The sequence below is a fragment of the Clostridium sp. genome, from assembly GCF_017888565.1.
Lineage (GTDB): Bacteria > Bacillota > Clostridia > Clostridiales > Clostridiaceae > Clostridium.
Map to the genome: position 1 here is coordinate 51,103 of NZ_JAGHFX010000013.1, position 26,145 is coordinate 77,247.

Annotated in this window: 17 protein-coding genes; 2 read left to right on the forward strand and 15 right to left on the reverse strand. The window is 28.8% G+C overall.

Features of this window, described 5'->3' with window-relative positions:
* Nucleotides 1-12: 12 nt before the first annotated feature.
* The 11 genes from J7M87_RS02245 to J7M87_RS02295 form a co-directional block, all read right to left on the reverse strand.
* On the reverse strand, nt 13-273 hold the full coding sequence (locus tag J7M87_RS02245) for a hypothetical protein (protein ID WP_291648259.1): 261 nt from the start codon (nt 271-273) through the stop codon (nt 13-15).
* A complete protein-coding gene (locus J7M87_RS02250; protein ID WP_291648261.1) occupies nt 219-1,229 on the reverse strand; it encodes an ABC transporter ATP-binding protein in 1,011 nt (336 codons plus the stop codon). Before J7M87_RS02250 ends, J7M87_RS02245 begins: the two co-directional genes overlap by 55 nt.
* Nucleotides 1,207-2,250, reverse strand: coding sequence for an ABC transporter ATP-binding protein (locus J7M87_RS02255; protein ID WP_291648263.1), 1,044 nt, complete (start codon nt 2,248-2,250; stop codon nt 1,207-1,209). The genes J7M87_RS02250 and J7M87_RS02255 overlap by 23 nt, the downstream gene beginning before the upstream one ends.
* Before the next feature lie 11 nt (nt 2,251-2,261).
* Nucleotides 2,262-3,176 carry an ABC transporter permease gene (locus J7M87_RS02260; protein WP_291648265.1) on the reverse strand — a complete coding sequence of 305 codons (915 nt, stop codon included), beginning with the start codon at nt 3,174-3,176 and terminating at the stop codon, nt 2,262-2,264.
* A 4-nt stretch (nt 3,177-3,180) separates the two neighbouring features.
* On the reverse strand, nt 3,181-4,155 hold the full coding sequence (locus J7M87_RS02265) for an ABC transporter permease (RefSeq protein ID WP_291648266.1): 975 nt from the start codon (nt 4,153-4,155) through the stop codon (nt 3,181-3,183).
* A 71-nt stretch (nt 4,156-4,226) separates the two neighbouring features.
* Nucleotides 4,227-6,116, reverse strand: coding sequence for an ABC transporter substrate-binding protein (locus J7M87_RS02270; RefSeq protein ID WP_291648268.1), 1,890 nt, complete (start codon nt 6,114-6,116; stop codon nt 4,227-4,229).
* A gap of 308 nt (nt 6,117-6,424) precedes the next feature.
* A complete protein-coding gene (locus J7M87_RS02275) occupies nt 6,425-8,314 on the reverse strand; it encodes an ABC transporter substrate-binding protein (RefSeq protein WP_291648271.1) in 1,890 nt (629 codons plus the stop codon).
* A 245-nt stretch (nt 8,315-8,559) separates the two neighbouring features.
* The gene (locus J7M87_RS02280; RefSeq protein ID WP_291648273.1) at nt 8,560-10,749 is read right to left on the reverse strand and encodes an alpha-galactosidase; all 2,190 of its coding nucleotides are present in this window, start codon (nt 10,747-10,749) and stop codon (nt 8,560-8,562) included.
* Between the two features lie 215 nt (nt 10,750-10,964).
* The gene (locus tag J7M87_RS02285; protein ID WP_291648275.1) at nt 10,965-11,495 is read right to left on the reverse strand and encodes a DUF1836 domain-containing protein; all 531 of its coding nucleotides are present in this window, start codon (nt 11,493-11,495) and stop codon (nt 10,965-10,967) included.
* Nucleotides 11,496-11,517: 22 nt separating this feature from the next.
* A complete protein-coding gene (locus J7M87_RS02290; RefSeq protein ID WP_291648277.1) occupies nt 11,518-12,369 on the reverse strand; it encodes a DegV family protein in 852 nt (283 codons plus the stop codon).
* Between the two features lie 347 nt (nt 12,370-12,716).
* Nucleotides 12,717-13,178, reverse strand: coding sequence for a L,D-transpeptidase (locus J7M87_RS02295; protein ID WP_291648291.1), 462 nt, complete (start codon nt 13,176-13,178; stop codon nt 12,717-12,719).
* Between the two features lie 509 nt (nt 13,179-13,687).
* On the opposite strand from J7M87_RS02295, the gene J7M87_RS02300 reads away from it, so the two are divergent.
* Nucleotides 13,688-14,236 carry a 50S ribosomal protein L25 gene (locus tag J7M87_RS02300; protein ID WP_291648279.1) on the forward strand — a complete coding sequence of 183 codons (549 nt, stop codon included), beginning with the start codon at nt 13,688-13,690 and terminating at the stop codon, nt 14,234-14,236.
* 125 nt (nt 14,237-14,361) lie between these two features.
* Here the strand turns inward: J7M87_RS02300 and rpsD are convergent, their stop codons facing one another.
* Nucleotides 14,362-14,955, reverse strand: a complete 594-nt coding sequence (gene rpsD / locus J7M87_RS02305; protein ID WP_291648281.1) for a 30S ribosomal protein S4 — start codon at nt 14,953-14,955, stop codon at nt 14,362-14,364.
* Between the two features lie 627 nt (nt 14,956-15,582).
* Between rpsD and brnQ the strand changes: the two genes are divergently transcribed.
* Nucleotides 15,583-16,854: a branched-chain amino acid transport system II carrier protein gene (gene brnQ, locus J7M87_RS02310; RefSeq protein ID WP_291648283.1), complete on the forward strand. Its 1,272-nt coding sequence runs from the start codon at nt 15,583-15,585 to the stop codon at nt 16,852-16,854.
* 91 nt (nt 16,855-16,945) lie between these two features.
* Here brnQ and J7M87_RS02315 read toward each other — a convergent pair whose 3' ends face one another.
* The 3 genes from J7M87_RS02315 to J7M87_RS02325 form a co-directional block, all read right to left on the reverse strand.
* The gene (locus J7M87_RS02315) at nt 16,946-23,161 is read right to left on the reverse strand and encodes a discoidin domain-containing protein (protein WP_291648285.1); all 6,216 of its coding nucleotides are present in this window, start codon (nt 23,159-23,161) and stop codon (nt 16,946-16,948) included.
* A 759-nt stretch (nt 23,162-23,920) separates the two neighbouring features.
* Complete coding sequence (locus J7M87_RS02320; protein ID WP_291648287.1) at nt 23,921-24,571, reverse strand: bifunctional 4-hydroxy-2-oxoglutarate aldolase/2-dehydro-3-deoxy-phosphogluconate aldolase; 651 nt, start codon at nt 24,569-24,571, stop codon at nt 23,921-23,923.
* Nucleotides 24,572-24,847: 276 nt separating this feature from the next.
* On the reverse strand, nt 24,848-25,822 hold the full coding sequence (locus tag J7M87_RS02325; RefSeq protein ID WP_291648289.1) for a hypothetical protein: 975 nt from the start codon (nt 25,820-25,822) through the stop codon (nt 24,848-24,850).
* Nucleotides 25,823-26,145: the final 323 nt, after the last annotated feature.

The window sequence follows — 26,145 nt, forward strand, 5'->3', positions numbered from 1 at the left end:
CTCTTTCCTTATTTAATTATTAGTACTTTTTTGGGTTAAATATTTAATGGGGAATCTTCCTAATATAATAACAACTAAACTTATTACTATAACCATCGTATATAATACCTTAGCTGATGGATTATTTAAAGTAAAAATTAAACCTATTATAGATATTCCAAGCATTCCACAAAATATAGCTTGTATAAGCTTAATAAAAGTAATTATGGAAGTAAGTTCTATATTACTTTGCTTTCTAACCTTTTTCTTTCTACTTCTTTCACATGATGACATGCTACATATCCTCCTTTATATTCAAGTAATTGTGGTTCTTCCTTCTCACATATTTCTGTATAATAAGGACATCTTGTATGGAACCTACATCCAGTTGGAGGATTAGTTATACTTGGCATATCTAACGTTCTTAAAGGTAATTGTTTAGATGAACCATTTTCCCTTTTTCCTGCCTTCTCAGGTACTGCTGCAAGCAAAGCATGAAAATATGGATGTTTAGGATTATCTATTGCATCATATATATTATTAAGTTCTATTATTTTTCCTAAATACATTACAACTAATCTACCGTTTTTAGCTACATATCTCGCTGTAGCTAAATCATGTGTAATATATACAAAAGATATATTGTATTTCTTATTCATCTTAGTCATCAGATCTATAAGTGCAATTCTTAATGATACATCAACCATTGAAACTGGTTCATCTGCAACTATAAGCTTTGGCTTAACAGATAATGCCCTAGCAAGTAATATTCTTTGTCTTTGCCCACCACTTAACTGATGGGGATATTTATATAAGAATTGCTCTTGTGGAACTAATCCAACTTCTGCAAAATATTCTTTTAAAATTTCTTCTGCTTCTTCTTTATTTTTTGCAATTTTGTGTTGTAATAATGGAAGAGATAATGATTGAAATATAGTTCTATTAGGATTTAAAGCTGCAAATGAATCTTGATGAACCATTTGAACTCCAAGTCTATAATCTTTGAACTCCGCTCTTTTTAGCTTTCCTATATTTTTACCTTTATAATATATATCACCCTTACTTGGTTTATGAATTCCTACAATAAGTTTTCCTAAAGTTGTTTTCCCACAACCACTTTCACCAACTACTGCAACTATCTCGCCTTCATTTACTTCCAAATTTATATCAGATAATACTGTTACCTTTTGATTTTTATTTGTCTTATTATCGAATTCAATACTAAGCTTATCTATCTTTAATAAACTCATCTTCCATCGCCCCCTTCTTCTCACTATCTAAGTTTTCTACAAATGTATAACATCTTGTATATTTTGTTTCATTAACAAAATACATTTTCTTAGTTTTTTCTCTATTAGCTTCACATTTGCCTTCTAAGAAAACACTACATCTTGGTGAAAACTTACACTCTCTAAAATCTTGAGTAAGATTGGGCGGATTTCCTGGTATAGCTTTTCTTTTAGTTACATCATCACTTAAAGTTGGTATTGCATTTAATAATCCTTTTGTATATGGATGTGATGGATCTTCAAACACATCGTCAACTTCTCCATATTCAACTAATTCTCCAGCATACATTACTGCTATTCTATCTATTACACCTGATATTACTGATATATCATGAGTTAAGAATATTAATGTCACTCCCAAGCGCTTATGAATATCCTGCAAAATATCTAAAATATACCATTGAGTTATTACATCTAAAGCAGTTGTTGGCTCATCCAATAATATAACTTTAGGTTCTAATATAAGGCTTAATGCTATTAAAACTCTTTGCTTCATACCACCACTCAATTGATGAGGATAATATTCTAATACATTTACATCTAGCCTTACATGTTTTAATACTTCTTCTGCCTTCTTTATAATTTTCTCTTCTTTTGCATTAGAATCATGAGCTAAAACTGTTTCAATAAAATGCTCTTTAACCTTCAAAACTGGATTTAAAGCATTTTGTGCTGCTTGAAACACAGTAGCTATTTCCTTCCATCTATATTCATTAAATTCATTAACACTTAAGTCTAATAAATTTATTTTCTTATCATTATCATCATAATAATAAACCTCTCCAGATGTTATCTTACCTGGAGCTTGTACAAGATTTAATATTCCTGATGCAAGTGTTGATTTTCCACTTCCACTTTCTCCTATAATACCAACAACTTCATTTTTATAAATTGTAAATGTTATATTATCACAAGCTTTTAAATTTCCATTTTTCAAAAAGAATTCTATTGTTAAATTTTTTACTTCTATTAATGGTTTCATAACTTCTCCCCCTATTGTTTACGTAATCTTGGATTCATTGCTTCATCTAATCCATTTGCAAAGAAATAACATCCTAATTGGAATAATACAATTCCCATAATTGGAGTTAAGAAGTAAACTATAGGTCCAATTCCACCATAAAGTACAGCCGACTGAGACATTGCCATTTGTATCATCATTCCCCAATGACTTCCTTGGAATGGAACTAATCCTAAAACCATTAACGAAACTGAAGTCATTATAGCTCCTTTCATTATTGAAATGAAGTTAATTGCTATAAATGAAATTATATTAGGAACTACATCCTTAATTATTATATTAAAAGTACTTATTCCCATTACCTTACTAGCCTCTATAAAGTCTTTATTTCTAATTACAAGTACTTGAGATCTTATTGCTTTTGCAAGTCCTGCCCAAGACCAAAGACTAAGTACTAATCCAAATAATATATTATTACTTACATTTATAACCATTGATAATACCATTGTTACTGGCAAAGTCGGCATAGTTAATACTATATCTGTAATTAACATTAATATATTATCTATTTTCCCACCTAATAATCCTGCTGTTATACCTATCCCACAAGCAAATATAATTGAAAATACTGCTGCATAAAATGCAACTAATAAAACTGATCTTGAACCAAAGATAAATAGAGATAAGATATCTCTTCCAGCATAATCTGTGCCAAGCCAATGATTTGCAGATGGTGCTTTTAATCTTGCTAAATAATCTGATTTTGGCTCTGAGACTAACATTGGCCCAAAAATAGCCATTAACAAAAATATTACTAAAATAATAAATCCTGTTCTAGCCATTTTATTATTCCAAATAACCTCCAAAAACTCTTTTAGAGAATTTAAAAATGAGCCTTCTTTATTTATAGTTTTATTTTTTTGTTTTACTGCTACCGTATTACTCATATTTTTATTTCTCCCTTAACCTTGGATTTAACTTAGTATTTAAAAATTCTGCAAATACCCCTGATAATAAAACCATAACTATTATCATTAAGAACATACCTTGCATTAGTGGGTAATCCCTTCTAGAAATAGCTGTAGTTAAATAATATCCAACTCCTGGATATACAAAAAGATTTTCAATTAATGGTGATCCTCCAAACATCATACCAAATGATATTGCAACACTTGTAACCATTGGTAACATTGCATTTCTTCCCAAATAACTAAATACTATTCGTTTATCTGATATTCCTCTAGCTTTTGCATAGTTAATATAATCTTCTCCTAATACAGACATACAATTAGCCTTCATTCCCATTACCCATCCTGCTAGTGTTGTTAAAAAGTATGCTAGTATAGGAAGTGCAGCATGTTTTAAAACATTTGATATAAATCCTACATTAAACCCTGGAGTTACTGATGAACTATATGCCCCTTTTGATGGTAAAAGTCCAAGTGTTAACGAAAATAATAAAACAAGTAAATATGCTACTATATAATCTGGAATAGAACCTAATATTGCTTGGTATCCTGTTAAAACTCCATCTAAAATCTTACTTCTCTTCCAAGCTACATAAATTCCAAGTATTACTCCTACAGTAAAAGATAAAAATAGGGATATTGAACATACAAGAAGCGTCCATGGTAATGCTCCTAAAACTATTGTTGTTACTGATTCTTTAAATGACATTGATTGACCTAGATTTCCTGATAATATTCCTTTTACATATGAAACAAATCTTTCAACTACAGGGATATCTGGATCATAATTTAGTGCTAATTTTGCTTTATTATATGCTTGATCATATGGCAATTGGCTTGTTCTTATGTATTCTTGAGCAAGCGTATCTACTGGATCTCCAGGCATAGCCTGTATAACAAAAAATATTAATAGTAGTGAAACTAACATTGTTATTAAGCTAGTTACTAACTTCTTCATTCTAAAATCCCCCTTTAATTTTAAAGGTAGGGCTGTTTTAATTAACAACCCTACACATACTTTTAATTTACTTATTTAACATAGTATAATTCACCTGATCTAAGTGATTTTCCTAATATAGCACTTGTTGTACCAGACCAATAGAAATCACTTAATTGCTCTCCTGTTTTTGCTTCAGGCATTGAAAGCTTTGGATTATGAAGTCTAAATACATAATATTTTTCTGTTACAGGAATATACCATGCATTATCATTAAAGAATTGAGCAAACTCTTCTGTTACCTTTGTTATATCTTCTGGCGTAGATGCATTAAATAATTCTAATTGCTTTTCTGAATATTTAAAGTCCCCTCCAGTTTCATCATTCTTAAATACTAATCCGCCTTTTTCTGGGAACTTAAGATTCATCCCTCTTTTACCATACCACCATATTCCATCATATGCCTCATATGGATGTTGAGTATTAGTTGCACTTCCAAATCCATCTATAATCATATGTCCTTGTCCAGAAGTAGCATAATCATTGTATGCAGCTGCTTCTTTTGGAGTAAATACAGCATTTAATCCAAAATCTTTCATCATATTTGCTGCTGCTTCACCAATTACAACATATGCTGGATATTCTCCAACCCCTGCAACTATAATTTCTGGACTTTCTCCATTAGCATCAACCCATTGATTTCCCTTTTTACTCCAACCAGCTTTTTCTAAATATTCTTCTGCTTTTTCTAAATTAACATCGTAATTTTCTAATGAATTTAAGAAATCTTTACTTAAATATTTATCCCTTACTGATGGTGGTAATGCTACTGCATATTCATCACCTTTTACCATTCCAGGCTCTGATACTGGTGCAATTTGAGCTTTATCAATTATATAAGCAATTGCCTTTCTTACATTAACATCATTAGTTGGATACTTTTGTGTATTCATACAGAATCCTAATGAACTAAATTCTGGAACTACCATTTGTCTTATTGTTTCTTTATTATTTTCAGCAACTTTTTGTGCCATATCTGGTGATAATCCCATTCCTTCTGCATCATAATCTCCATTTGAAATTGCAAGTGCAGTTGATTCTGTACTAGTAGGTCTTATCCCTCTAATTTTTTCTATGTTCAAAGGAACTCTATAATGTGGATTTTGCTCAAAAATTATTTCAGCTGATGTCATGGTCTTTGGAACATATGCTCCTGACACTTTTATACTCATTAAATCTGGTAAATAATTATTTAAAGCTGTAGTTGTTTCTGCAACCTTAGTATCACCTTCAGCATTAAATTTAAAGTTCTTATTTTCATCTAATTCTCTATTTTTTTCAAATTGTTCTTGATATGCTTTTGCAAATTCTCCATAATTAGATTCTGGATACTTTAATGATGTTTTTAATATATAATCTAATAATAAAGTTGCATCTCTATTGTATTTAACTTCTACTGTTAAATCATCAATTTTCTTTACTGACTCAGCATAGTAAGCTATTTTATTTACTGTCATATCTATAAATAAATTACTCATCAAATCATCTGCTGTGATTGCTGATCCATCACTCCATTTAAGATCTGCTTTTAATTTTAAAGTCAATACTTTATCCTTAAAATCATAACTTTCTAGTAATGATGGCTTAAATGTTTTTTCTGGTTGAGAACTATAATCACATAAATAATCATATATGATTGGTTCCATTGACCAGTCAGGTCCTCCATTCACTGAAGGATTACCATGTCCTGCTGGAGCTGGAGTGAAGGATACCATTGTACTTATTTCAGTTCCTTTAGAATCTGCTTTTTCTCCCTCAACCTTTGCATTTTTCATGGTTGTCTCAACACTTATTACTGAATCCATAATAGAATCAGTATTTGTATTGTTAGGTTCATTACTTTTACATCCAATAAATACAGATGCACTTAAAGTTAATGCCATAGTAAATGCTATAAGTTTTTTTAACTTATTTTTTTTCATAATCTTCCCCCTACTTTCATAGTAAAAATATCTTACTGTTTACATTTAAAGTATATTAAACGATATACTTCTAGTAAACGTTTTAAAAGGAATAACATAAGTAAGGTTTATAAATAATAAAATTTGTATATATTTAAAAAATAGAATAGTCTATTAGTATTTTTTAAATCCTTAATTAATAAATATGTATAAGAAGTCTTTGAACTATGAAGATTTAAAATCATAATTTAATATAAAATTCGCTTTAATAAAATATAGGGTTGTCTTATTTAAGGCAACCCTACAATTTTTTATTCTTGTTATAATTTTTATTTAATGTAATATAACTCTTCTGATCTTATAGATTTACCTAAAATAGCACTTGGTGTACCTGACCAATAAAAATTATTTGTTTCTACTCCTGTCTCTGCTTCTGGCATTGAAAGCTTTGGATTATGAATCCTAAATATATAGTTTTTTTCCGTTACTGGTATAAACCATACATTGTCATTAAAGAACTTAGCAAATTCTTCTGAAACTGAAGATATTTCTTCATCTGTAGCTGCATCAAATAGTTCTGTCATTTTCTCTGAATAATTAAAATCTTTATTAGTTTCTTCATTTTTCCAAATTAATTCACCTTGTTCAGGAAATTTAAGATTCATACCTCTTTTTCCATACCACCAAATACCACTGTAAGCTTCATGAGGATGTTGAGTGCTTATAGCTCCACCAAAGTTATCTACGGTCATATGCGCATCACCACTAGCTACATAATCATTATATGCAGCTGCTTCTTTTGGAGTAAATACAGCGTTTAAGCCAAAATCCTTCATCATATTTGTGGCAGCTTCTGCTATAACAACGTGATTTGGATACTCCCCAGCACCTGCAACTATAATTTCTGGGCTTTCTCCATTTTCATCAACCCATTGATTTGCCTTTTTACTCCAACCAGCTTTTTCCAAATACTCTTCAGCTTTTTCTAAATTAACATCATAATTTTCTAATGAATTTAAAAAATCTTTACTTAAATACTTATCTCTTACTGATGGTGGTAATGCTACTGCATATTCATCTCCCTTTACCATTCCCGGTTCTGATACTGGTGCTATTTGTTCAATATCTATTATATAAGCTATCGCCTTTCTTACGTTAACATCATTACTTGGATACTTTTGAGTATTCATACAGAATCCAACTGTACTAAACTCTGGTACTACAATTTGTCTTATTGTTTCTTTATTGTTTTCTGCTACCTTTAATGCTAAATCTGGTGATAACCCCATTCCTTCTGCATCATAATCGCCATTAGATATTGCTAGTGCATTTGACTCTGTACTAGTTGGTCTTATCCCTCTTATTTTTTCAATGTGTAAAGGAACTCTATAGTAAGGATTTTGTTCAAAAATCATTTCAGCTGATGTCATAGTCTTTGGAACATATGCACCTGAAACTTTTATACTCATTAAATCTGGTAAATATTTATTTAAATCTGATGTTGCATCTGAAACCTTCTTATCTCCCTCTTCAGTAAACTTATAATTTCCCTTTTCATCAACTATTCTATAATTTTCAAAAGCATCTTGATACTCTTTTGCAAACTCTCCATAATTTGATACTGGATACTTTAATGCAGTCTTTAAAATATAATCAAGTAATAATGTTGCTTCTTTTATATACTTAACTTGTATAGTTAAATCATCTATCTTTTTTACAGATTCAGCATAATAAGCAATATTATTTACTGTCATATCTACAAATAAATTACACATTAAGTCATCTATTGTAATATCACTTCCATCACTCCACTTAAGACCGTCTTTTAATTTTAATGTTAGTACCTTATCTTTAAACTCATAACTTTCTAATAAAGATGGCTTAAATGTCTTTTCTGGTTTTGAGCTATAATCACATAAATAATCATATATTATTGGTTCCATAGACCACTCTGGACCACCATTTACTGCTGGATTTCCATGTGCAGCTGCTCCTGGTGTAAAATATACTGTAGTACTTAATTCTGTCCCTTTAGAATCTGCAATATCTCCTTCAACTCTAGCATTTTTCAAAGCTGTCTCAACACTAATTACTGAATCCATAATAGAATCAGCATCTGTATTTCCAGGCTCATTATTTTTACATCCAATAAACACAGATGTACTTAAGGTTAATACAACAGTAAATGCTATAAGTTTTTTTAACTTATTTTTTCTCACAATACTCTCCCCCTAGATTAGCATTTTAAATGTCTTTTATTTACATTTAAAAGTATATTAAGTCAAGCATTTTGAGTAAACGTTTTTTAATAAATATCAGAAATATAGTCTATATTCATTAAAACTTGTATATATAGTAAATTAACAGAAAATTAACCATATTTATTTTAAATAAAAAATAATTAAATTTAATAAAATAATATATAAAAAAAGAAATTCAGACTTTGCTGAATTTCTTTTTAATTTTATAAAAGTTTTAAGTGAATTAATTTTCCTTTAAAGTCACCATGTACATTAGTTAAATTAATTCCAGCAGCCATTAATGCTCCACCAGATATAATTTCTCCACTTTCTTCATTCCTATAGAATCTATCTTCTATTAGCCCTTTTAATTTTATTCTTCTACTATGATAATTTGCTCTTCCAAAAACTTGAACACAAGTTACTAAAACTTCACTCTTATCTTTAGAAACTACTGACCATGCATCAAAAGAGTTATTTTCAGAAAAATTCTCTATTCTATAATAGTCCCCACTTCTTACTAAATCATTATATTTATGATACATTTCTATTTGTTTTGGTATCATATCTCTATCTTCTTGCGGTATTCTTGTTACATCAAGCTCATATCCAAAAGTACCAGCTAAAGCTACATAACCTCTTGTTTCAAAAGGTGTCGTTCTTCCAACAGTATGATTTGGACAATCACTAACGTGTGCACCTATAGATGAAAGTGGATATACCATAGATGTTCCTTCTTGTATTTTCAATCTTTCAATTGCATCAGTATCATCAGAACACCAAATTTGAGGGCTATAGTAAAGCATTCCTGGATCGAATCTTGCTCCTCCACCAGAACAGTTTTCTAATAAAATATGTGGAAAATCTTTAGTTAATCTGTCCATCATATCATATACTGCTAAAACATATCTGTGGAATAATTCTCCTTGATTTTCTGATTTTAAACCAAGACTTCCTAAATCTGTTAGTTGTCTATTCATATCCCATTTTACATAAGTTATATTTGCACTTGATAAAACTTTTTTTATACTGCCATATATATAATCAACTATTTCTTTTCTTGATAAATCTAACACATATTGTTCTCTACATAATGCCGGTTCACGACCTAGTATTTTAATACACCAATCTGGATGTTTTCTAAATAATTCTGAATCTCCTGATATCATTTCCGGTTCAACCCATATTCCAAATTCCATACCAAGTTTATTTACTTCGTCAACTAAATTCTTAAGTCCGCCATTTATTTTATCTTCATTTACAAACCAATCACCTAGTGATGAATTATCAGAATTACGCTTTCCAAACCACCCATCATCCATAACAAGCATTTCAATTCCTAATTTAGATGCTTCCTTTGCAATGGATAATAATTTCTCTGTATTAAAATCAAAATAAGTTGCTTCCCAATTATTTATTAATATTGGACGCTTTTTATCTTTATATTCCCCTCTTATTAAATGATTTCTATATAAATCGTGGAAGGTTCTTGTCATCTTTCCTATACCTTCATTTGAATAAACCATAACAACTTCAGGAGCTATAAATTCTTCATCCTTATTTAATACCCAATTAAAATCTTCTGGATTTATCCCCATTACAACCCTAGTTGTATTAAATTGGCATCCTTCAATTTGTGAAAAGAAATTTCCTGAGTAAACAAAATTAAATCCATATACATTACCATAATCATCTGTTGCTTTGCTATCTAATAATGCTATAAATGGATTATCCTGATGACTTGATTCCCCTCTTATAGTTGATACTACTTGCTTTCCATAACCTATATTCTTTCTTTGCACATGTCTCTCTCTAGCCCAAGATCCATGAAGTGATATCATATCATAATCAATACCATCAAAATCAATGCAGGTTGATAGTACCTTTGTTAAATTAATTTTATCTTCACTTAAGTTTTTAACTTTTACACTTCTTGTAATAACATCTAAATTTTCAAAAGTAGTATAAACAAGTACAACTTGTAAATTTAAATATGCATCTTCACAAATTATTTCAACGCTCGTACATTCATTTTCATCTCCAAAGGTAGCAGGTAATCCATCAAGTTCTTTTTTACCTTTATAAATTTCATGTGACTTATATTCAAGCTTTACTTCTGAATGTCCATTTTTATCTCTAACTCTTATTGATGACTCTCTAAAATCCCCAGTACCATGAGTTGAATATTCAAAAGGAAAACTATCATAAAAAGATACTCTATCTCTATTATTTTTTGATGGCACATATGGTGGTTCTTCAAGTCTCATTAAATAATTTATATTTTCATCAATTACTTTCTTTCCAAAATAAACATGTCCTAAAAATTTTTCTTCATCTACAATAGAAATAATGTACGATGTATCTTTTGAATCAAGCTTAAATACATTATACTTTTCTATAAATCTAATACCCATTTTCTATACCCCCATTACACAATGTAATTACTTCAATTTAATTATAACGTTTACCTTAAAATAGCATAATTATTTATATTATTCAATAATGTTATAAATCACATTAATATTTGCAATAATATCTTATATTTTGTTTACATTTACAAAAAAATACAGTATTAATATTTAATATAAAAACTAATACTGTACTTTCAAATTATCTTTTTTATTAAATTTTATATATCTTTTATCTCATCAATAATATACTTTTGTATATAAATCTTATGAGCAAAAGACATTACTGTAGATCTTACTATCTCAGATTCAATGGTAACTTTCCTTGCTGAACTCGGCTCTGAAAAATCTCTTGTAGTAAATACTGATTTTAAGGCTTTTTCAATCTCTATACAAAAAAAGTCATATGCCTCCTCTATAGGGTAAGTATCTATTTGCTTTCTTATTAAATAACATATTTCTTGCAAAGTAAATACTTGCTTTAATGTACAAACTACAATTAAGTAAGCTAAATGTTTTTCATTATATCTTTTATCTTTTGGAGGATAAACTACCTTTTGTTTCACATAATTATTAAGCATTGTAGGTGTTAACAATTTTTCTTCATTATTAATATTTATTTCTTTTAATACATTCTCTATATATACAATGACTTGGTCCTTATATAATGAAACTTTTGGCAGTTCATTAAATCTTGGGCAATGAAATTCTAAAATATTACCATGAATCTCACCCTTCTTCCCTTTATTCATACTGCCTCTCCTATTTATATACTTATTTTAATAAAGCATGCTTTTTTATTACTTGTATAGCAACACATCCTGGCCCACCTTGCGTTGTAAAGGCAGGACTTAATAGCTTGATTTCTATATCTGCATCCTTAATATCTTCTAATATAATTTCTTTAGCTTCATTTGCTAAATCCTCTTTGCAAGCATGAGAAATATAAATTTTATAATTATGATCAATATTTTTCTCTATAAATGTTTCACATATCTTTTTAACTGCTTTTTTATATGTACGCTTTGTAGTAAACTTCTCAAGAGATTTACTATCCTCTGAAAGAGTCATAACTGGCACTAATTTAATAGCACTACCAATCTTACCAACTATAGATGATACTCTTCCCCCTCTTACTAAAAAATCAAAGTCATGAGGAATTAGGAATGAAGTTGATGTTTCAATAAATTTATTTAATTCATTTACTATTTCATTTCTTTTGTATCCAGCTTCTACAAACTTAACTGCTAAATCAACTAAATACCTATGTGGTCCGCATAAAGTCTTCGAGTTAATTACATCAATACGCTCTGGATTATTATCCATCTTTCTTGCCATACATGCTGAATTATATGTACCTGATAAACCATCTGCCATTGAAATATTTATTATTTCATCTTCTGGGTATTTACTATATAAATCCAACACATGTCCAATAGATGGCTGCGAAGATTTTGGAACATGTCCTTCATTAATGATATCAATAAACTCTTTTGTGTTTATATCTTCATATTCCCTATATGTTTTGTTATCAATGCTAACTGTAAGAGGTGCAATATCGATGTTATTAGCTTGTCCCTCTTTTATAGAATAAAGTGTAGATGAGTCTGATACAATTTTTATCATCTTTTTCTCTCCAATTTCGTATTTTAATCTAATATATATAGTTTTGAAAACTATTTGTTTAAGATTATCATACTAAGTAACCGATGTCAATAAAATTTTTGTAAACATTTCAATAACTTTTTTCCATTAAAAATTTTATTTTTTATTTATAGTAAACTTTAATTCTTTCAAATAATAGGAGCTATTTTTCGATAGCTCCTATTAAACTCACTAGTTAAAAATCTGTAATTATTTATATAATTTATTCTAAATCATTAAAATTAATTTAGTTTAGAAAATTTCAATTTAAATTTTCTTTCATACTTTATAAATTATACATTTGGAGCCAGATAGTTATATTCTACATTTTAACTAATATAAACTTTAGTATTTTCTGGAATATTATCATATATCCATTTTGCATTTTCTTTAGTTAATCTTACACATCCATCTGACAAAGCCATTCCTAGTCTACCGTCTCTTATACTACCATCTAAATTATAAATAATTGAGTGAAATAGATAGTTCCCTTTAAATTGAGTATAATACCAACATTTATAACCTCTCTCTACTCCAAAATACAACCCTTTAATACCTATACTGAATGTTCCCTTTGGTGTTGGTGTTGATTTCTTTCCAATAGTACATAAATAGCTATGAATTAGATTCCATTTATTTGTTGATCCTTGAAATATGTTGACTTTAAACTTTTTAAGATCTACCCATATAAAATATTTAGTTGAACTAGAAAATTTGCCTGAATTAACAAAGGTAATAGCATTATCCTCATATTCCTCTCCTCGTTTAATAGAAAAAATTTTATTAATTATTCTCAAAATACTTTCTCCCAAAATAAATACTTTCTAATTATACTATTCATATCAAGCAAAAGGATGAAAATAAATGCTCATTTTATAACATTATTTATCATTATATCTAATATAAATTCATTTAAGATTTTATATTTGTTTTTATAATATTTCTCTTCATTTTTCAATAGAAATATTATCGTGATAAGTTTCCCATTTTAATAATAAATTCAACTTTTTATCAATTTATCATAATATTCTATATTTTTCTTTAATGCTTCCGTATTAAATTAATGTTCTATTACCAAATCCTTACTTTCTTCATATTGCTTTTATTTTGCTTATTGAGTACACTCATTGTAATAACTTAAAGGAGGATGATGCATATGTGGGGCTTTGAAATTAAGCTCTAGGTGCGGTTGTTTAAATATCAAATATTATGAATATATTCGCCTCAACTTTATAGAGCTTAATGAATAATAGTATAAGTTTTAATATTATATATAAAGTTAATGAAAGAGGTATTTATTATGTCAAATTTAGCATTTAAAGTATATGAAAGAAATGTAAAAGCAAATCAAAGTAAACTTAGAAAAACTGGACAAATTCCTGGAATAATATATGGTGAATTCCTTGACCATACTATTCCTATAAAAATGTGTAATGCAGAGCTTAGAAGAATGCTTAGAAAAAATAATAGTGGATCTATTATAGAAGTTGAATTAGATAATAAAAAATTAAATTGCGTAGTTAAAGATGTTCAGAAAAATGATCTACATGAAATATTACATGTAGATTTTCAATATATTAAACCAAATGAAGTAATAAAAATGAGAATTCCTATTAAAATGATTGGACAAGAAAATTTAGAATCTAGACGATTAACATTGGAAACTCATAATTTATTTATAGATTTGCAAGGTAATGTTGAAAAAATTCCAGAGTCTATTGAAATTAATGTTTCTAGTATGAACGTTGATGATAAAGTATTGATCGAAGATATTGTTATTCCAGAGGATATAACAATTTTAACTGACCCCAAAACTCTACTTGCTGTTGTAAGTAGTCAATATATTTAATTATAATTTGGTAATTAAATATTTATAAAAAGAAAAAGCTATACACTGCACTGTATAGCTTTTCCCATGGCAAAATATACTTTAATTTTAAGAAGTTATGAACCTTATATGATTAGCTAGAATGATTATCTAGAGTAGAACTCAACTATTAGATTTTCATTAATTTGTATTGGAATTTCCTCTCTTAATGGATATCTCGTATATACAGCCTTAAATTCATCTAACTTCGAATATATATAAGGTAAAGTATTTACATGTCCATTTATGTTTGCTAAGTAATTTGGAGATTTTCTCGCCTTTTCTGTTAAAGAAATTTCTGTTCCTGGTTCTACCTTATATGATGGAATATCAATTTTCTTTCCATTAACTAAGATATGTCCATGATTAACCATTTGCCTTGCAGCTCTTATAGAATTAGCAAATCCCATTCTATATACAAGGTTGTCTAATCTTGATTCCAATCTTAATAATAAAGCTTCTCCAGTTGTACCTTCTTTAGTTTTAAAGGCATCTTCAACATATTTTTTAAATTGTTTTTCTAAAACTCCATAGTAAGCTCTTAATCTTTGCTTTTCTAATAGTCTTACGCCATATTCAGATAACTTTTTATCTGCTCTACTTGTTCCCTTTATAGCTCTTTTCATAGCCTTTGGATGTCCGTAAACATTCAAGCCAAGTCTTCTACTCTGTTTAAATCTTGGGCCTCTTTCTCTAGCCATGGTTTTCCTCCTTTTTAAAATCAAATTATGTAATTATAATATCACACTTTCTCAACAATTGAAAATCATTATCATTTATATTTAAGCTCTTATATTAATTTATTCTTAAATTCCTTAATATTACTAACTAATTGATATAGATTCTCATTTGTATTATACCATAACTATATTTTTCAATTTTATCTTAACCATCGCTATAAATATTATTCTACTCTCTTAAAATATATTTAACTTAATTATTTACATCTATATAACCAATTTACACACTTTATTTCATAGAATTTTATTTTTTTATTGCAATTTTTGTAATATCTATATATAATTAATTTTAAATATTATCATAGTTTATTTTTAGGAGATTTTAAGATGATGAAAAATAGGAACTTATCTAAAATGCTAAAACTTAATATATTTTTCTTTAGCTTTTTTAGTTAGGTTTGTATTTATCGGTTTATATATTGACCATAGATACAAACACTTAATTGTTTGTATCTATGAAGGCTAAAGTTAATTTGTTATATATAGCCACATAGATATACACTATGTGGCCATATAATCCTAGGCCTAAAGCCACATAGTAAATTCTATGTGGCTTTTTTATTTATAAAATATGAAAGAGGTATTACTATGAAAAATAATAAAAATAAAGATGTATTAATTATTGCTTTTGCAGTCTTCTCTATGTTTTTTGGAGCTGGCAATCTAATTTTCCCTCCATATATAGGATTGACATCTGGTCATAAATGGATTGTAAGCTTTTTAGGTTTTATATTATCTGATGTAGGACTTATCCTTTTATCAATAGGAGCAATAGCACGTGCAGGCTCTTTTAAATCAATCTTAGAGAAGTCAGGTAATAAATTTGGGATTACTTTAGAAGTTGTCATAATGCTTTGTTTAGGACCAATATTAATTGTTCCAAGAACAGCTGCTACAACTTTTGAAATGAGTGTACAACCATTATTTGAATCAGTCAATCCAGTTTTATTTTCGATTTTATTCTTTTCTGTAGTTTTATTATTAACTATAAGGCCAACTAAAGTTATGGATATACTCGGTAAATTCTTGACTCCAATATTACTAATTGCTTTATTGGTTTTAATAATAAAAGGAATAGTTTCTCCTATTGGAACTTTGAATCTTGATATAAACTCTGAAAACTTATTTATGACAGGATTAACCCAAGGATATCAAACAATGGATCCATTAGGTGCTGGGGGGATTACTGCACTAATAATTACATCATTTTTGAATAAGGGATATACTAAGAAAGAAACTATAGGCCTTACTATAAAATCCGCTATAATTTCCGGAATAGCTCTTACTTTAGTATATGGTGGATTAACTTATTTAGGGGCAACTGCCTCTAATATTTATAATCCAACTCTTTCTCAAACTACACTATTAATTAGTATCACCAATAATTTATTAGGCAATACTGGAACTATAATACTAAGTATAGTTGTTGCTTTTGCATGCCTTACTACAGCAATAGGCTTAACTTCTGTCACAAGTAAATACTTTGAAGATATTACTAATAAAAAAATCAAATATAATTATATAGTTATTTTTATTTGTACTTTTAGCGCTATTATTTCTAACTTTGGAGTTGATAAAATAATATCAATTTCAGCTCCAATATTAACAATAATTTATCCTGTTTCAATTGCATTAATCCTAATGAATTACTTTAAAAATATATTTACTAAAATTGAAATTTTTAAAGGTGTTGCATATTCTACGCTTTTAGTTAGCTTGCTTACTGTAATTGATAGTTTGGGAGTAAATATAAGCTTTATTCATAAACTCCCTTTTTCTAGCTTAGGATTCAACTGGATTATCCCAGCTATAATAGGAGGATTTATAGGTTTCTTTTTTAGTTATACGAGCTCACGATAATGAAATTTTTAAATTTTATAATATAAAAGGAGCTAGCTATTAAGTTATTTTTAAATAACTTAATAGCTTCTCCTTATATAACTATAGCTTATTAAATATTATTATTTATTCTTTTTTTCTTAAATAGAAAGAATACTCCTACAGCTACTAATAATATAGCAGATATTCCTCCTACCATAGGATTGTTTCCTCCAGTTTGCGGTAAATTATTTATCCCTGAATTATTATCTAATCCTCCTTCACCTGAATTATTTCCTGAGTTTTCTGTATCAGGAACTGGATTTTCTGTCTTATCTCTTAAATTGTTAACAGCTTCTTTTAAATTATATAAAGCTTTATTAACATCTTCTTGTGTAGATTCTTTATCATCTAATACTACCTTAGCTTCATTTAGTGCATTATTAAATACCTTCCAAGAATCTTCTGTATAATTTTCTTCTTTTTTATCTTTATTGCAATTATACAATTCTTGTAGACTTTCTTTATTTACTTCCTCTATTGGTGGATCTTGCTTTTCTACTAATTCATTAATTGCTTTTGTTAAATTATCTAAAGCATTATTAATTTGTTCTTGTGTTGCATTTTCATTTTTAAGAATTTCATCAGCTACTTTCAATGCATTTTGAAATGTATTCCAAGAACTACTTGTGTAACCTTCTTCACCATCCTTATCTTTATTTGCATTATATAAACTTTCAAGTTCTGATTTATCAACCTTTGGAGTTACTTTCTTAAGCTTATCTTTTGCATCCTTAAGAGCTACAATAAACTCATTAATCTTAGTTTCATTTACATCAGAGTTGTCTTTAACCGCTGCTTCTAAAGCTACTTTAGCTTTTGCAAATGTATTCCAACTCTCTTCTGTATAATCATCTTCTTTAAGATTTTCTTCTTGAATACTACTTAAAAGCTTTTTTCCCTCTGTTACATCTGCACGTCTTTCAAGTGCATTTAATGCATCATCTAATAATTTTTTACGTTCATTAACTTGTTCTTGTGTAACTGTATTACTATTTAAATATTCTACAGCAATATCATATGCTGCTTTCATTGTATTATAAGATGTAGTTGTATAAATATTCTCATCTACTTCATCAGCATTATCAATAGCTTTCTTAAGTTCATCCTTATCTACTTCTGTTACAACAGGAGCCTTTACAAGTGCATTCTTTGCACCTTCAAGGGCTACTTTTGCAGCATCTACATCTGCTTGTGAGCTATTGCTATTATCTTCAACAATAGCATCTGCTTCATAAAGCTTAGCCTTATATAAATCCCATGACTCCACAGTATAATCTGATTCCTTTAATGATCCATAAGACTTTATTAAATCTGCTAAAGCATCTATATTACCACGATCAACAAGTTTATCACTTAATTTAGCTTCATTTAATGCATCAATCATCGCTGTAATACTATCTGTAGTTCCATTAATAAATAAAGCTTTAGCTTCTTCAATTTTAGCAATTAAATCCTGGGCACTACTTGTTGTCTTTATAGCAACAACCTCTTCACCATCCTTAATAGCTATTTTAAGTTCACTTGTATTAACTAAAATCTCTTCTGCATTTTCAAGTCTAATAACCATATTATCAATTTCTTCTTGAGTCTTAGCATTTAATACTACTGAGTTCCCTTCATTTATTAATGCATTGAAAGCTGCTACACTATTTTTAGTATAATTAGCAGTGTCTACTGAATTTAATTCATTAAGTATACTAATTAATAATGTCATGTTAAGAGGAACTTCGGGATTTTTATCTTGCACCCCCATAACTTCTAATTCTACTATGTGATTTGTATTCCCCTTATTGCTTCCTTGCATATAAACTCGTACATACCTCGCATTTTTCACTTCAGGCAATTTAAATGATTTTCCATCCTGAGTTTCTACATAAGTTTCATCTAATCCTACTCCTAGACCATGTATATTTTCAGTATCTGAATTATAAACTATTATTGGATTTGAGAAAGTTTCTGTTTCAGATAATGCTATAACAGTTCCCTTATACGTTCTTGCATCAGACCAATAACGATATAAATTTATAGCTTCAATATTACTTACTTTACCAATATCTACCTGAATATAAGAAGATTCTTTATTTGAATCACTTCCAAGGTCTGCATAATCAGTTAAAGCTTTGTTACCATTCACTGCATTTTCTAATGGCTTATCTCTATTTACTGTTACATCATCATTATTTGATGTCCACTTACCAACAATATTTTTGTTATGTGCAAGGTTAGTTGCAACTTGCTTTTCTCCAAAAATCTTTAAATCTGCTACAGTCATAAACTTATTAACATTTTCAGCCTGCCAGTGATATGATGCAGTACCGCTAATACGAATATTAGTAGCCTTAACAGATTCAAAAGTTATTTCAGTAGTTCCCCCATTAGCCTTTTCTGTAAATGATTCATCATTAAATGTTTCTCCAGATTTAACTTCAGTCCATGTTTTTCCACCATCATTACTTACTTCTAAAACATATGAACGCAAGTTACCAGTACATTTCCATATATTTTCTGATGAATTATAAAAACGTTTTGTATAATCTACTCTATCAATTATATATGAACCATTAAGATCAATTGATAAATATGGATTTCCTTTAGCTATACTACTATCAGCTTTGGTACTTGTCCAGAAAGTTGTAGGATCATTATCAAAAATATCATCCTTATTTCCTTCATCAGTCCCTGATACACTCACTAACATTCCAGTAGTATCTAATGCTTTACGGTCATTACTTCCACTAGTTAGTTCTTTTACTAAATCATACCCATAAGCAATATCTAATACTGTGATTCCAACCTTTCCTATAAAACCTTCGCTTCCAATTGTAGTAGTACCTGACTTCACTTCAAAAAATCTATTATCTTCATTATATGCAGATCCAGTAAGCTCCCCATCAATATATAATTTCAAGATCCCGTTGTTTTCTTTTACTCCAGTTACTACATGCTCAACATTATCATTAACATTTTTTTCAGATACTGCTATTGCACCATTTAATGTAAAATATGCCTTTCCCTCTTCATTAATTCCTAAACCATAGCCATTAGATTGTGAAACAACACTTCCATTACTTGAAGTTTTTACTTTTGCAGAAACAGTAAATCCATTATTTGAATTTATAGATTTCTCTACATCAGAAATTTGCTTTTTACCACTAATATCTATATCTTTATTTTCAATTACCTTACTATCTTTATGATAAGTTGTAGTTGTTGTTTTAGTAACTAATTCATTACCAGCTAAATCTTTAATATTTCTAGCAATAATAGTTAAGTTCTTATCATCTTGAGGTGCTTCTGTTAAAACAATATTGTATGTTATCCCATCTGCACTCTTATTAATAGAAGCAATATTTGCTCCTGAAACTTCAAATAAATTTCCATTTACTTTCTCATCGAATTTTACAGTAATTGTCTTATCTCCATCTGTATAAGCTCTTGTAAATTTAGGAGCTGTCGTATCTCCATCCTTAGAAACACGAAGTATTCTTACTTCATCAGGTTGTAATGTAATTGTATATGTTTTTCCATATTCAAGAGTTCCAATTGCATCTGTTCCTTCTGTAAGATTGTAAGAATGTTCTAAATGATACTTTAATACCCCTGCATTTTCAGCTACTCCCATAGTACGATCAAAAGTAAAGGTAATTTCTTTAGCTGTTGTAGCAGGATTCCTTAATGATATTATACCATCTGTTCCATCAAATCCTGAGAATCCATATGGATAGTTCTCTCCTCTTCCATTTCCACCAAGAGTAGTACCTGTATTTGGATGTTCTCCAAACATTTTTGCATTTTTAAGCATATGATAGCTTTCTTCAGCCCATTGAAGAAATTCTCCTGTAACTTCATATTTTCCATCTGTCATAATGCTATCAGAGTAGTAAAGTTCCCAGAATGCAGTTCCACGAGTAGCAAGCATATATAAGTAGTTCTTAAATTGCTCATCTGTTGCTGTATTTTTATTCATTCCTGTTCCTTCTTTACCATATACAGGATCATGATTATAAATATTAGCTAACGGGAATTGGAATTCATGATTCTTTATAAAATCATAATAAGCAGCATCACGGTATGTTATTTGACGATCCATCTTACTGCTACTACTTCCTGCATCTGCTTGGTCAGCAGTGCATTGAAGCCATACACTATTTGCCCACTGTAAATACCATGGACTTGGATTTACATAACATGTTAAAGAAATCCATAATTTATTTATATTTTCTGAGTTTTCACGAACTCTTTCAAATAAATCAATCCAAGCTTCCCACATATCTGTTACATGATACATATGTTGATATCCACCTGTCATATGACGATTAGCATATCCAGGTACCCCATCTGCCGCTTGGAAAGAATTGAATTGTGCACGGTCTGCAAATCCATCCCATTTCCAGTAGTTAACACCATAATCACTTTGCCAATTTACTGACATATCTCCAAAGTGCTTTATATACTCACGGTCAGCAACATCAATTGATCCTCCAGCTTTACTTCCTTTTCCACTCTTTGCAAGTATATCAGCTAATGCCCCATAGAAATTATATCCACCACGTGGTCCAACCCATACACCAAAATCACTTCCAAATTTATTAACAAGTTCACTAGAAGGCGTAAGTCCCTCAGGGAACTTTGTGTTAAACTCCCAGAAACCAGTTTCATTTAATGAAGTACCAGAACGCACTGCATCCACAACAGAAGTATTATTATAGTTATTCCATCCATCATCTACTACATAAGATTCAATTGGACGAACTTCAACTTTATTAAGTTCTCTATCAACTTCAATAAAAGACTCAAGAATATTTTTATCATCGATTCTCATCATATTATCAAACCACGAGTTGTACTGAATACGAAATTCAGATGGTGTTGCAATAGATGATATATACTCAAAGAAATCAGCTTGAATAACTTCATTTTCTGTGCTTCTTGCTGCACCAGCAACTGTTTGCCATGTAACATACATGGCACTTCCATCTTCTGTTTTGGCAAGTTGATTATCTTCTCCTAATTTTTCAAAAGATTTTCCTGAATAATATCTTATATATCCAGTTTCATCCACAATTTGTGTATCTGTTAAAGGAAACTCAGATCCAAAGAACATTCCTTGAATATAAATTGGTTGTCCAAGATTTGCTTTAAACTGATCCATTTCCACAATTCCACCAGCATCTGTTGGGATTGTCCATGTAGCATCATTTTTATTTACATTCATAGATTCTAAATCGATATAATCAATTACAGCACTTTCCTTTTGATCATCTGGTACACCTATTTCTAAATATTTACGCATAAAGTGATCACCTTCATACATAACAATATTTTCAGAAATAGTATAATTAACTCCCTTAAATGTATACGGTTTGAAATTAAATTTTACTTTCTTACCTGTTTTAGCAACATTATTTATTATTGCATTAGTTGATGAAATAACAGGCTCTCCATCTAATTCTAAATTACTAGATGCAAACTCTCTATCGTTTTTTACAACTGGTGCTTTTTCTTCATGTAAATTGAATTCTGCCCCCCCAGCAAAGCTTTGTCCATTATTTGAAGAAACAGCCACAAACTTTAATTGATTTGCACTTACTTCCTTATCTAAGTTAACATAAATTGGATTTATACCATCATACTTAAAGTTACCCTCGGCTATCTTTGTCCACTTATCAGAATCTTCAGTAAGTTTAGTATCACTTGTTGCAGCCCAAAGTTCATAGCCTTTTATATTGCCATTTACTCCTTCACCTTCCTTACGCGGTGTATAAGAAAATGATTGGAACTTCTTAACTCCATTTAATGTAAATAACACATTATAAGGATATTGTCTCGCTCCTTGTCCACCACCATAATTAGTATGCCATATTGATTGAATATTCCCATCAATAAGGTTAGATGCAGGTCCATCGTTAGGACCAGATACATTTTGATAGCTATCGGCTTCTGCAGTCCATCCTTCTCTAGAAATCGCTGGTAATACTATAGGTTTTGAATCTGTTTTTGTCACCCTAATTTTAAACTCTTCACTACCTTCTCCTGGAATAAATTCAGTAGTTCCATTACTTGTTCTCTTATTCGTAATTTTTTCTGTTTTTAGCTTATTGTCAATTGTTGAAAAAGTACGTCCTATGTAGTCATTCTCAATTACTAACTTATTATTTTCATAATACGCACGAACTTCCCTATCTAAAATATCTGCTTTTACTGTCTTATATGGAGTCGAAAATATTGTTAGAGTCATCATTCCGGCTAATATTGTAGCCCCGATTCTTTTAAGTTTACTAAACATAATTTTCCCCCTTAACATAATAATATTATTCTTTTTAAATTTAAAAATATCACATCCTTTCCACTATAAAATAGTCATGCATAAGATTAATCTTATGCAGCATATCAGTTAACGTTTACAAGAAAGATTATACATTATTAAGTTATTTTAGTATTTGTACTTTCTAACATTAATTTTACATTTTTTTGTTATTTTCCTATTTCCTTCCTACTCAACAATATTTTTTATGCTTTTAAAAAACATATAAATTTATTACCATTCTGAATTTAATAACTATTTTAATCTAAGAAAAAGAGATAATATACTCAATAACTCTACTATTAGATATTAGACGGGTAGTGGCATCAAGTAGGATTTTAACTTCAACTATTTATTAAAACGATTGAAAAGTGCAAATTTAGAAAATAGACTTGATTCAAAGCTTAAGCATTTTAGTAAGTATAATCTTCTTATTATAAATGAATTAAGATATTTACCTAAATGTAAAGAATATTAGAAACCACTTATTTCAACTTATAGATATGTGCTATGAAAATAAAAGTACCATTATAAATGCTTGATATGAAATATTTTGTTATACTATAATTGCTAATGCTATTTTAGATAGAGTGCTTTATCACGCTCACATAGTTTCTACTACCAACCTCAAAACGGACTTTCACCGCCAAGTTGCTGCCCATGCTGAGTACACATAAAAGGATGATTTTATTTTCATAAAATCATCCTTTTCACATTAATTTAAATATTTATGTCTTAATATTACTCTTTAGCTATTTTCATTATTTCTTTTGCATGATTAGTTAATGTTTCAAACTCTCCTGAGTTTACCATATCCTTATTTGTTATATAGTTACTAATTCCTGCACCTACGAATCCTAGCTTTAAAAATTCACCTAAATTTTCTGGGGTAACTCCTGCTGCTGCAATAAATTTAACATTATTTATTGGACCTAATATATCTTTTACATACTTTAATCCTAATGTCCCTGCTGGAAATAACTTTATAAAATCTGCACCTTCCTTATGAGCTGACAAAATTTCAGTTGGTGTCATAGCACCTGGTATAGTTACTAAGCCTAATTCATTTGCTAATTTTATTATTTCAATATCTGAATTTGGAGATAAAATATATTCTGCTCCTGAATTTTTTGCAGCATAAACTTGTTCAGTAGTAATAACTGTTCCTGCTCCAAATTTAACTTTACCATTAAATTTAGAATTTAACTCTTTAAGTGCTTCTGAAGTTTTTTCGATACATTTTTCATCACCTTGATCAAATGTTACCTCCACTAGTTTAACTCCACCATCATACAATGCTTCTACTAATTGAACTAACTTTTCTCCATAGATCCCTCTGCAAATTGCAATTATTTTATTTTCTTTAATAAAATTGACTATATCTTTTTTCATTTTTGTACACCTTCTAAATATATTTTTCTATTGTTTATATTACTATTATTTTATGATATTAATATTTTTATTAATTTCAACTATTTTTAGAAATCAATATATATTATATATTAAATTTAACTAAAATAAAAATTATTTAAATCCTTATAACATATCCATTCTTGAATTTTCATATCATCATAACAATATTTAATAGTTAAATGTACTTTAATATGATTTTATCTTAATACATCCTATAAACATTATCAAAATTTTCATAACTCTAATTTTATCTTTCTAATATTTTAAACAATCATTAGAATTTAATTTTATATTTTTCCATTTTCCGTTACTACTTTTAATATATTGTGCTACTTCGATGTCATAGTCATTAGTTAAAGTATAGAATTGTATTTTATAGTTCTTATTGTCATTTCCTAGGAAATATACATTCTTAACATATCCATCAACCTCTGTTTTTTCTATCTTTTTGACTAGATTACACCAGTTTCCATATTCTATTTCAACTTTTGAAGTTCCATCATATACCCATCCATGATAAGGTGCACAAAGATAATTTTCAGGTGTTATATTAATATCTGATATTTTATATTCATTTCCTATTTTTCGTATTTCTATAAATCCATAGTAATAAGTAAAACTTGCAATGTTATTTTGCAAGGCTTGTATAACTTCTATTTCATAAAAATACTTTAAATTTTCGTTATCACTTGGAACTTCTTTATATTTTATTAAACTTATATGAAACATATTAGAAAATGAATCCTTATACGTATTGAAACTTACCTTTTTCTTATATTCATCATCAAAAAAGTTATATGCTATTGGATAAGGACTATTCCCATTCCCTAATGATCCACAACCTATGTATTTACCTTCTAAAGGATTAGCTGCTTCCCTTAGTAGAGAAAAGTAATTTAAAATTGTCTCCTCTGGACTCTTTATGAATTTTATTGGTATAGATATATCATCAAATTTCTTATCATAATAATAATTAATAAGTTCATTAGCTTCTTCGTTATTATTTAATACTGGAAGCTTTGATGGTCTAAAATACTTTTCATTGTTTGTTATAGTAACTACTTCTTTTTCATGTTGTTCTTCTAGTTCTTGATTTATGACAAATGCTCCTGCAATAAAATCATTTTTATTATTTAGCATTATGTGTTTATAAAATATAATCCCCAAACAAAGCAAACCTAATAAAGATAATAGAAGAAAACTCTTTCTCTTTTTAATATAAATTATCATTATAATACTCTCCATTTAATCTACTTAATAAATATCTATTATAATGTTTATTCCAAATAAGTTTGAAAATTACTTAATTTATTGCGAAAGTAAAAAGGTACAGTTTCAGAAATCTACTTAATGTAAAATTTAATTTATTAAATTTCAAATAAGATTATTGCCTTAAAAATGTTAACCTCTTATGTTTATAAAGGGACTCGCGAAATGGTCTGACCCCTAAAAAGTAGACATTGTTAAAAGGGATATATCATTGTGAATTACAAAAATGGCTTCGATATTTAATTGGAGCCATATTTTTTAACCTTTTTTGAAATCTAATATTA